Here is an 11,481-nt window from a genome sequence, read left to right as displayed (position 1 = left end):
TTGATTAACAATAAAAGTCAAATGAATTCAAAGGAATTCTTAAAAAAATATAGTGCTTTTATATTACTGGTTATTATGTTACTTGTTAATGCAATTATTACACCTAATTTCTTTGCATTAAATACATTTAGCTTAATGCTTACACAAATATGTCCTGTTATTTTAACAGCAATGGGGATGACAATGGTAATTTCCACTGGAGGAATAGATATATCAGTAGGTGCTGTAATGGCTCTATCAGCTGCATTATCGACTAGGTTTGTAAATTTTGAGGGAAAAGCTTCAATTATTATGTTAGCAATTGGATTATTAGCAGCAATAATATTATCTTCAGCTAGTGGACTTGTAGCAGGTTTTATGGTTGGAAAATTAAAAGTACAACCAATGGTTGTTACCTTAGGTTTAATGATAGGAGTAAGAGGACTTGCCTTAGTTGCAACTAGTTCAAAAACCGTTTATATATCCCAAGCACAAGGAGAACTATATAAATTATTAGGAAATTATAAAATTGCTGGCTTGTTACCAATACAAATCATACCAATTGTTCTAAGCATTGCAATAGTATACTTTATACTAAACAAAACGGTTCTTGGACGAAGAATACAAGCAGTAGGTGATAATGTAAACTCTGCAAGATTAGCGGGAATAAATGTTACAGCTGTAATTATTTTTGTTTATATGGCAAGTGCATTTTTTGCGTCAACTGCAGGAATTTTTTCAGTAGCAAAAATTGGTAATATTAATCCAAATGATGTAGGCTTGTTAGCCGAATTAGATGCAATAGCTGCCGTAGTTATTGGCGGTACTAAAATGTCAGGTGGACGAGGTCGTGTATTTGGTACTGTCATAGGTGCATTTATTATGTCAATAATATCGATGGCAGTAAATATGAATAATATTCCATATGAATATGCACAAATAGTTAAAGCAATTATTATTGTTGTAGCTGTCTATATTCAATCAGATAGAAAGAAATAAGAAGGTGAAATAAATGAAAACTTTAAAGAAGACATGGAATTGGTTTGGATCTAAAAGTTCTATAATTGCATTTTTAATTTTGTTCATATTTGCTAGTATTGCATTTTCTGAAAAGAATTTAATGTCGTTTCCATCAATTATGAGATTATTCAATAAAGCAGCTAGTGATACTGGTATAGTTGCACTGGGTATGGCTTTTGTTATAATGATAGGTCAAATAGATTTATCCGTTGGAGCAGTTTTAGCTTTATCTGGTGTAATAATGGGGATTTTTGGAGAAACAAATCCGATATTAGGAATAATATTAGGTTTATTATGTGGAGTTATTACAGGATTATTAAATGGATTAATGGTTACAAAGTTACGTATTTCTTCATGGATAGCTACATTAGCAATGTTAATGGGAGTAAGGGGGCTAGTTCTTTTAATAACTAACAAAAGTCCGGTATCCATTAAGGATCCAATACTTAGAGCAATAGGAGGATATAGAATTCCTTTTTTAAATAATACAAATATACCAATATTAGTAGTAATCTTCGTAGTACTTACTTTAATCTGTATGCATATATCACATAATACAAAATTTGGAACATCCTTATATTCTGTAGGAGGAAATGAAGAAGCAGCAAGAATGATGGGACTTCCAGCAGATAGAACAAAAATCTTAGCTTTTGTAGTTTGTGGTCTTATTGCAGCTCTCTCAGGTATATTATCAGCCTCTAAATTAGGTACAGCTCAACCAAATGCAGGAGATGCTTGGGAAACAACTGCAATAGCAATGTGTGCTCTTGGAGGAATTAAACTTTCAGGTGGAGAAGGAAAATTTAGTGGAGCATTTTTTGGTGCTATGATTATAACTATAATTAATACAATATTTAATTATTCTGGTAAATTAGACTCTGCATGGCAAAGGGTAGCGATGGGAGGAGTAATATTACTATCTATAGCCTTACAATCAGAAGTATTTTCTTTTAAGAAAAAAAATAAAGAAGAAGTTAAAGAAGAATTTAATACTTAGAAAAACTTTCCTTAATAAAAATGTACCTACAAATCAGAAAAATTGAGATAGTAGGTACATTTTTCAATAAAATATAAAAAAATTGACATATCTTATGTATAATACAATAGAGAACAAAATAAATTAGTCTATTGATTTTAAAAAAAGTAAAATAATTGACTTTATATCTAAAATTTGATATCCTTAAATCAATATAATTGCAAGCGCTACCATTGAGGTTAATATGAATATATATGATATTGCTAAAAAAGCAAATGTTTCAACAGCTACAGTTTCAAGAGTTTTAAATAATCCAGAAACTGTAAAAGAAGAAACTAGAAAAAAAGTACAAAAAATAATTGATAAATATGGATACAAACCAAGTCATATTGCAAGAGGTCTTGCAACAAATAAAACTAATACAATAGGAATTATGGTTCCAGATATAAGAAATCCCTTCCATGCTAATTCTGCATTTTTATTAGAACAAAATTTAGTTTCAAAAGGTTACAATTCTATCTTATGTAATACTTCAGAAGAACCAGAACAAAAACTAAAGTATTTTGAGTTGCTTAATCAAAAGGGTGTAGACGGAATAATTTTACTTGGTGCATCTTATGGTGATAAAGTTTTAGAAGAAAGATTTGAAGAATTAAATAAGAGCATATCAATTGTATTAATAAATAATATAATTGGAGATAATTCTACATTTGTTATTTGTGATGAGAAAAATGGTTTAGACCAATCCATAGGTTATTTAAAAAGTAAAGATTATAAAAATCCTATTTATATACAAGATAAACAAAAATATATTACAAGAGCAAGTGTATCTAAAAAAGAAGGTTTTTTAAAAGCAATAAAAAAATACTATCCAAATTTAATAAATGAAAATCTAATCTTAGAATTAAAAGAAGATTTAGAAGAGTATGAGAAAATAATTGAATTTCTTAAATCTAATGTTGAAGTTGATAGTATTCAATTTGAAAAAGATACATCTGCTATAAAGTTTTTAAAAGTAGCTCAAAAATATAATATAGAAATTCCTGAAAAATTAGCAGTAATTGGATTTGATAATATTGATTTAACAAATTATACCTATAAGTCATTATCAACAATTGACCATAAAATAGAGGAACATTGTAATATAGCAATAGATTTATTAATAAAAAAAATGAATGGGGAAACTGTAAAAAATAATAATTATATTATTCCTAAATTTATAAAAAAAGAAACATCTTAATGTTTTTTTTTAATACACAATGTAATCGCTTACAATAGAGAGGAGAAAGAAATGAAAGTAATTAATGATAATTTCATGTTACATAATGATTATGGAAAAGTTTTATATGAAGAGTATGCAAAGGATATGCCTATATTTGATTTTCATTGTCACTTAGAAGCTAAAGAAATATGGGAAAATAAAAAATTTAGTAATATTACAGAAATTTGGTTAGGTGGTGATCACTATAAGTGGAGAGTCATGCGTGCATATGGAATACCTGAAGAAAAAATAACAGGAAATGCATCTGACTATGAGAAATTTGCAGAGTGGTCAAAAATTGTACCGCTTTTAATAGGCAATCCATTATATCATTGGACACATTTAGAATTGAAAACTTTTTTTGGAATAGAAAAAGAACTTAACGAAAATACTTGTAAAGAAATTTGGGAAAGAACAAATGAATTATTAAAAACTGATGACTTTAGAGCAAGAAAATTAATAGAAAGATCAAATGTTTATGCTGTTTGTACAACTAATGATCCAGTAGAAACTTTAGATTACCATAAAAAAATAAAAGAAGAGGATAAATTTAAAACTAAGGTTTTACCAGCTATGAGACCTGATAAAGCTTTAAATATTGAAGCTGAAGATTATAGTGAATATATTAATGAATTATCTAATGTTTCTGAAATAGAAATAAATAGTTTTGAAGATTTAAAAATAGCATTATCTAAAAGAGTTAAATATTTTAATGATAATGGTTGTGCAGCATGTGACCATGCATTTAATTATATTCCATTTAATAGAGCGTCTAATGCTGAATTAGATAATATATTTTTAAAAGGATTAAATGGCGAGAAAACTAACAAGGAAGAAGAGGACAAATATAAAATAGAGTTAATGATTTTTTTAGCCAAGGAATATAAAAAATATGATTGGGTTATGGAACTTCATATTGGTGCTTTAAGAAATAATAATGAAAGAATGTTCAATAAATTAGGACCTGATACTGGCTATGATTCTGTAAATGATTATAAATATGCTAGAGAATTGGGACAATTACTTAGTGCAATGGATTTAACAGAAGAATTGCCAAGAACTATTTTGTTTTCTTTAAATCCAAAAGATAATTATGTTCTATCAACTTTGGCTGGTTGTTTTCAAGGAGAAGAATATGGAATATCCAAGATACAATTTGGAACTGCATGGTGGTTTTTAGACCATAAGGATGGCATGACAAAACAAATAAAAGATTTAGCTGCTACTGGAGTTTTACCTAATTTTATTGGAATGTTAACTGATTCTAGATCGTTTTTGTCCTATCCACGACATGACTATTTTAGAAGAATTATTTGTAATATTTTAGGAGAATATGTAGAGCTGGGAGAATATCCTTGGAAAAAGGAATTTTTAGGTGAAATAGTTAAGGATATAAGTTTTAATAATGCAAAAAAATATATAAAAATTAAATAATAGTTTATAAACTAGGAGAAAAAATGGAAATCAAAGATAAAATTATAAAAGATAACTCTAAATATCCTAAAAAAATTCTTCAATTTGGACAAGGAAACTTTTTAAGGGGATTTGTTGACTGGATAATTGACTTAAGTAACGATGAAGAAATTTTAAAATCATCAGTAATAATAGCTAAGGCTACTGAAAGAGGAGATTTAAATAGGTTTAAAAAACAGAATTTTAAATATACTTTGGCTATGAGAGGCTTAGAAGGTGGAGAAGCTAAAGAAGAGTACAAAATTATAACCAGTATATCAGATATGATAAATCCCTATAATGACAAGGACTTTAAAAGTTACGAAGAAGTAATAAAAAGTGAGGAATTATCGATTGTAATTTCAAATACTACTGAAGCTGGAATTGTATATGAAAAAGTTAATTTTGAAGATAATTATCCTAAGACTTTTCCAGCAAAGATAACAAAATTATTATATACAAGATATTTGCATTTTAAAGGTGATAAATCTAAAGGGTTATTATTTATTCCTGTTGAGTTAATAGATAATAATGGCCGTGAATTAAAAAAAATAGTCTTAAAACATATTGAGGATTGGAAATTACCGGATGAATTTAAAAATTGGGTAGAAGAAAATAATAAATTTCTAAATACTTTAGTCGATAGAATTGTTACAGGATACCCAAAAGATAATATAAGTAAATTAGAAGAAAAAATAGGCTATAAAGATGAAATTATAGTTACTAGTGAAATTTTCAACCTATGGGTTATTGAAGGCAATAAAGAAGATGAAAAAAATTTTCCAATTAATAGGACAAAAGCAAATATAATTTGGACAGATAATGTTAAATCATATAAAACAAGAAAAGTTAGAATTCTAAATGGTGCCCATACATCTATGGCTTTAGCTGCATATCTATCTGGTTTTAAAATAGTTAGAGATATGATGGAAGACAGAAATTTTAATAATTTTTATGATTTTATAATAGAAGATGAAATAATTCCAACAATTGAAATGGATAAAGATGAATTATTAAGTTTCTCCAATTCAGTGAAAGATAGATTTAAGAATCCTTTTATTGACCATAGTTTGTTGGATATTTTTTTAAACTCTGTATCTAAATTTAAGGAAAGATGTTTAAGCAGTTTGTTAGATTACTATAATAAATATGATAAAATTCCCAAGGGTTTAGCTTTTTCATTGGCTTCCTTAATTAGATTCTACAAAGTTAAAGAAAAAAACAATGTTTTTTTTGGAAAGGATTTTAATAATAATAATTATGAAGTTAAGGATGATATTAACATTTTAAAATTATTTGAAAAATTCTGGCAAGAAGATAATAACTATAATTTGGTAAAAAATATATTATCTAATGAAGAAATATGGGGTGTTAATCTATTAGAAGTAGACGGATTATTTGAAGAAATCTTAAATAATTTAAATAATTTTGAAGAAATAGGAATAAGAAAAACTTTAGAAAAAATCGTATAGGTGAATTATGAATAATAATTATTTACAAATTAATGAAAAAGATAATGTAGTTGTGGCAGTAAAAAAATTAGAAAAGGGAAATAAAATTGTTTTTAAAGATACTGAGATAGAAATTCGTTCTGAAGTTCCTGTTGGTCATAAAATTGCAATTAAAAACATTAAAACCGGAGAAAATATTATTAAATATGGGGAAGCTATAGGAAGAGCTGTTACTGATATTGAAAGTGGGGAACACGTTCATACTGAAAATATAAAAACAAATCTTAAAGATATAATCGATTACAAATACAATAAGCAAATTTTTGAATTTGATTATAAAAATAAGAACATACCAACATTTAAAGGATATGTAAGAGAAGATGGAAATGTTGGTACAAGAAACGATATTTGGATAGTTCCTACAGTTGGTTGTATTAATCAAACTGCTAAAAACTTGTCAAAAATGGCTAAAGAAAAATATGGAAATAAAGTTGATGATATAGTTGCAATAACTCATGATATGGGATGTAGTCAACTAGGTGATGACTTAGAAATAACACAGAAAATACTTGCCGGTATTATTAAAAACCCTAATGCTGCTGGTGTTTTGGTTTTAAGTCTTGGCTGTGAAAATAACTATTTGGAGATTTTTAAACCTTTTCTTGGTGAATTTAATAAAAATAGAATTAAGTTCTTGACTATTCAAAATGTTAAAGATGAATATTTAGAAGCTATGAATTTATTAGATGAATTAGTAAGTTACGCTAGTGAATTTAAAAGAGAAGATGTTGGAATAGACAAGTTAAAAATAGGATTTAAATGTGGTGGCTCCGATGCTTTTTCAGGAATAACAGCAAATGTACTTTCAGGTAAGGTAAATGATGAGATAGTTTCTTATGGAGGGAGTACGGTTATTAGTGAAGTACCTGAAATGTTTGGTGCTGAACACTTATTAATGGCCAGAGCTAAAGACAAAGAAGTATTTAATAAAATTGTAAACTTAATTAATGATTATAAGAATTATTTCAAAAAATATAATCAACAGATATATGAAAATCCTTCACCAGGCAATAAAAAAGGTGGTATTACAACTTTAGAAGATAAATCCTTAGGCTGTATTCAAAAGGGAGGTAGTTCTCAAATAGTAGGAGTTTTAGACTATGGAGAACAAATTGATAAACCGGGTTTCTTTTTACTAAATGGATCAGGTAATGATCAAGTTTCAACTACTAATTTAGTAGCTTCAGGTGTTAATTTAATTGTTTTTACAACAGGAAGAGGAAATCCTTTTGGAAATATAGTTCCAACAATAAAATTATCTTCCAATACAGAGCTAGCAAAAAATAAACCACATTGGATAGACTTTGATGCAGGACAACTTTTAAATGGAATAAATTTTAAAGTGTTAACACAATCATTTCTAGACTATATTATAAAAGTAGCATCAGGTGAATTAACCAACAATGAAAAAAATGGCTTTAAGAGTATAACAATATTTAAAGATGGAGTAATCTTATAAGATTACTCCATCTTTAATTTTGTAAAAATTACGAATCTAAAACTTTCAATTATAAACTAACCGTAAAAACTATTAAACTTTAAAGATTATTAACTGCATCTTTAATTCTTTCTAATCCTTCCATTACGATATTTCTTTGGGTAGCAAAATTAAATCTCGCAAATCCAAGACCTTCATCTTTTCCAAAAGTAGTACCATCATTTAACAAAACTTTAGCTTTATTTATGAAAAAATCCATTAATTCTTTTTGATTCTTGAACCCTAAATCTCTACAATCAAGCCAAATCATAAAAGTTGCTTCAGGACTTACTGCTTTAATTTTAGGAATGTTATCAGCAATGTATTTAACAACTTGATTTTTTGTTTCATTTAAGTATTTAACTAGTTGATCAGCATAGTCATCGCCATAATTAAAACATGCTTCTAAAGCTACATTTCCAAAAATATTTCTTCCCATACCCTTATTATATGTTTGTTGATTAATCATCCTATCATAAATTTTTTTGTTATGTGTAAACCATGCAGCAGTACGGACTCCAGCTACATTAAATGTTTTAGCTGGATTTAAAAAAGTAACTGAATTTTTTGCAAATTCATCAGAAATTGAACAAAAAGAAACAAATTTTTCATTATCAAAAACTATATCTGCATGAATTTCATCAACACCAATCATAACATCATATTTTAAACATAAATTTCCAATTTTAGTCAATTCTTCTTTTGTAAAATTTCTACCAGTAGGATTTTGTGGATTACAAATAAAAAGCATTTTTACTTTTGGATCATTTAATTTATTTTCAAGATCTTCAAAGTCTATTTCATATCTGCCTTCAATTAGCTTTAATTCGTTATATACAAGTTGGCGACCATTATTTTTCACTAAATCATGGAATGGGGGATATACAGGAGTTTGCAAAACAACTTTATCTCCGATACTGGTAAATTCTTTTACAAACCAAATCATTCCAGGAATAACACATGGAGAAAAATCAATTAAGTTTACATCCAATTCAACATTATGCCTAACTTTATACCATCGAGCTATACTTTCTTCAAATTTTGAATTAATATATGGATATCCATAGTGTCCTTCCTTTACTCTAGTTAATAAAGCGTCCTTTACTTCAATAGGGCTTGGAAATTCGGTGTCAGCTATCCAAAAAGGTAAAACATCGTCAGGACATAGTGATGGGTCAAATTTTTTAGCATCTGTACCTCTTCTACTTACACCTTTATCAAAATCGTAAATTATTTTTTTCATTATAAAATTCCTTTCTTTAAATATATATTTTACACTACTAAGTATGATACAACTAAGTTACAAACAAACATTACCATTGATGGAATAGAACATCTTTTTATTAAATCGGTTAATTCTACTTCTGCCATACCTGCAACTGAAATCATAGCTCCAGCAACAGGTGACATACTTCTACCTATTCCAGAAGATAGTTGCATTGGCAAAGCAATAGTTGCTGTAGATATTCCCATTTGCATCGTAACATCTGGAACTAAAGGACCAAATGCATACCATGAAGCATTACCAGACCCCAATAACATACCTGCAAGAAATGTAATTAGAGACATTAATGCCATTGTAATAATTGGTGCACTTCTTATAGATGCTAAAGCATTTGAAATAATGGTAATTCCCCCTAATAATTGAATTGCTTCTGCAAAAAGTGCTGCTCCTATTAAAATACTAACAACTCTAGCAAAAGAATTTCCCATAGCTTTTAAAACAACATTGAAATCGTTTGTAACTCTTTTTCTATCCTTTTTCACTAACAACTCTAAAGTGAAAACAAATATTAAACCAATCAAATTTGCTGTAACCACATCTAATTCAATCGTAGGAATAAAACTAAAAATGGTAATTAGTAAAAGTGGGATTACCGGTAAAATTGCATAAATAATAGGGCAATCAACATTTTCTACTTTTTCAGTTTTAATATCGTCACTATTTTTGCTTATTGATTTTTGATCAATTTTCCATAAATAAATAGGCAAGAAAATTGCTGCAATTATTATTAAGATAATGGCAGTTTTTGCTTGATATGTAAGAAAATATTCCATCATAGGCATTCCAACTACATTTTCTCCAGCAAAAATTGCACTTGAATCATTAGGACCCCAATCAACAAATCCAGACATTATTATTGCAGTAGCAGCGCTTAATTTACTAATTCCTAAAGAAGTTAAAATAGGAAAAGATATAGCCATAAGTAACATTGATAAGCCAGCATGACTTGTTATTACAAGTTTTAACATAGTTCCTATAACAAATAATAAGCTAAGGACTACATAAGGGCTTTTGATTTTAGATAATGGCTTAGTAGCTATATATGCTAATTTGGTAGAAGCACCAATATGTGACATGTACATAGCATAACCAGTAACCATCATCAGTGTAAGTCCAACTCCTGAAACATTAGACTTGAAAGCGTTTGTAGCATAAACAAAAACGTCAATAATGCCACTTCCTGAAGTTTCTTCACCTAAAATTGTAGCTCCGGTAATTATTGTAGAAATGAGTAAAACAAGTATTCCCGATGATAAGAAAACAAATACTGAGTTATACTCTTTTATAACTAGATATGCAACAATTACTATATATAGTAGTGTTACTATTATTGAAAATAACCCATTCATGATAACCTCCATAATTATTTTAATTAACATATCTGCAGATAAGTCTAAGGTAGAGGTGAAATCCAACCAAAAGGTTTATAATCTATACCTCTTGTATAGATTCTAAACCTTTTGGTTATTTTTGTCAATATAAATTAATCATAAAAATTAAAATAAAAAATTAATAGTTATTTTATATTTTATTGTAAGAAAATGTATAGGTTGTGAAACAATAAATAGTATATTTATTAGTGATAATGAAAATTTCGATAAAGAGTTTATTGTAATTAGAAATAAAACAATCTTAAATTATATGTATGTTAAAATTAAAATTAAAAAAGACATAAAATTAGTAGATGAATATTATAATAATAATTAGGTAGAGGAAGTAGATTATGAATCCTCATAAGCATATTTAAAATATATGTTTGGATTCATAATTACTTTTTTTCTTTAATTCTTCTTTCTTGAACTTTTCGTCTAATATTTAACCAAGCTTCTAAAACTTCAAAAGTAGTATTTATTTGTTCTTCAGAAAACATTTCTCGTACTATATTCATAGATTCTCCAAAATGTTTTTCATCATATTCTTTATGGCAGTCATTTAAAATTTTTCCTTTTTCTGTTATTCGTAAAAAAAATCTATTTTCGTTGTTCTTATCAATTTCTTTATAAATTAAACCTTTTTTTTCGATTTTTTTTAGTATTTGAGAGATTGCACCTTTAGTTTTTCCGGTATTTTTTGAAAGTTCCGTTAGCGTTGTATCAGGATTATCTGCTATTTCTTTTAAAGTATGAACTTCTACAGATGTATATACTTCACCGGTTCCATAATCATGAGGAACTTTTGTATTAATATAAAAATTAGAAACTTTATGAAGTACATCTACGGCATCAGCATTACTATATGTTTTTTTATTGTTCATTTTATCACCCATTATTATTATTATTTATAACATACGCTAGTATAGTTCATATTATTTAATAAATCAATAATATAACAAACCGTTTAATTAACAAAATTCGATTAAACGGTTAAACTTTATAAATTATCGTTTTGGTGCATCAGAGAGGAATCGAACCCCCAACACACGGTTCCGAAGACCGTTGCTCTATCCATTGAGCTACTGATGCATATACATTTATTTTATCATAAAAAGTTATTTATAAATTACTAAATTTAATATGGTAT

Annotated in this window: 9 protein-coding genes and 1 tRNA gene; 6 read left to right on the top strand and 4 right to left on the bottom strand. The window is 27.6% G+C overall.

From position 1 onward, the window contains the following. The 6 genes from JFY71_RS10990 to JFY71_RS10965 all read left to right on the top strand — a co-directional run bounded on the left by JFY71_RS10990 (nucleotide 1) and on the right by JFY71_RS10965 (nucleotide 7,658). A complete protein-coding gene (locus JFY71_RS10990; protein WP_243660825.1) occupies nucleotides 1-978 on the top strand; it encodes an ABC transporter permease in 978 nt (325 codons plus the stop codon). Nucleotides 979-991: 13 nt separating this feature from the next. Beyond that, complete coding sequence (locus tag JFY71_RS10985; protein ID WP_243660824.1) at nucleotides 992-1,996, top strand: ABC transporter permease; 1,005 nt, start codon at nucleotides 992-994, stop codon at nucleotides 1,994-1,996. Nucleotides 1,997-2,219: 223 nt separating this feature from the next. Beyond that, entirely contained in the window at nucleotides 2,220-3,215 is a 996-nt protein-coding gene (locus JFY71_RS10980) for a LacI family DNA-binding transcriptional regulator (RefSeq protein WP_243660823.1), read from the top strand. Between the two features lie 51 nt (nucleotides 3,216-3,266). Beyond that, complete coding sequence (uxaC, locus tag JFY71_RS10975) at nucleotides 3,267-4,670, top strand: glucuronate isomerase (protein ID WP_243660822.1); 1,404 nt, start codon at nucleotides 3,267-3,269, stop codon at nucleotides 4,668-4,670. 23 nt (nucleotides 4,671-4,693) lie between these two features. Then, nucleotides 4,694-6,160, top strand: a complete 1,467-nt coding sequence (locus tag JFY71_RS10970) for a tagaturonate reductase (protein WP_243660821.1) — start codon at nucleotides 4,694-4,696, stop codon at nucleotides 6,158-6,160. Nucleotides 6,161-6,167: 7 nt separating this feature from the next. Beyond that, a complete protein-coding gene (locus JFY71_RS10965; RefSeq protein ID WP_243660820.1) occupies nucleotides 6,168-7,658 on the top strand; it encodes a UxaA family hydrolase in 1,491 nt (496 codons plus the stop codon). 79 nt (nucleotides 7,659-7,737) lie between these two features. On the opposite strand, the gene JFY71_RS10960 is transcribed toward JFY71_RS10965, so the two are convergent. The 4 genes from JFY71_RS10960 to JFY71_RS10945 all read right to left on the bottom strand — a co-directional run bounded on the left by JFY71_RS10960 (nucleotide 7,738) and on the right by JFY71_RS10945 (nucleotide 11,423). Then, a complete protein-coding gene (locus tag JFY71_RS10960; protein ID WP_243660819.1) occupies nucleotides 7,738-8,919 on the bottom strand; it encodes a MalY/PatB family protein in 1,182 nt (393 codons plus the stop codon). Nucleotides 8,920-8,948: 29 nt separating this feature from the next. After that, entirely contained in the window at nucleotides 8,949-10,310 is a 1,362-nt protein-coding gene (gene dcuC, locus JFY71_RS10955; protein ID WP_243660818.1) for a C4-dicarboxylate transporter DcuC, read from the bottom strand. A gap of 419 nt (nucleotides 10,311-10,729) precedes the next feature. Next, nucleotides 10,730-11,215, bottom strand: coding sequence for a MarR family winged helix-turn-helix transcriptional regulator (locus JFY71_RS10950; protein WP_243660817.1), 486 nt, complete (start codon nucleotides 11,213-11,215; stop codon nucleotides 10,730-10,732). A gap of 132 nt (nucleotides 11,216-11,347) precedes the next feature. Beyond that, a tRNA-Arg gene (locus JFY71_RS10945) sits at nucleotides 11,348-11,423 on the bottom strand. Nucleotides 11,424-11,481 lie beyond the last annotated feature (58 nt).

The organism is Miniphocaeibacter halophilus (assembly GCF_016458825.1).
GTDB classification, from domain to species: Bacteria; Bacillota; Clostridia; order Tissierellales; family Peptoniphilaceae; genus Miniphocaeibacter; species Miniphocaeibacter halophilus.
The sequence above is the reverse complement of the archived record's forward strand: the minus strand, read 5'-3'. Positions and strand labels throughout refer to the sequence as shown.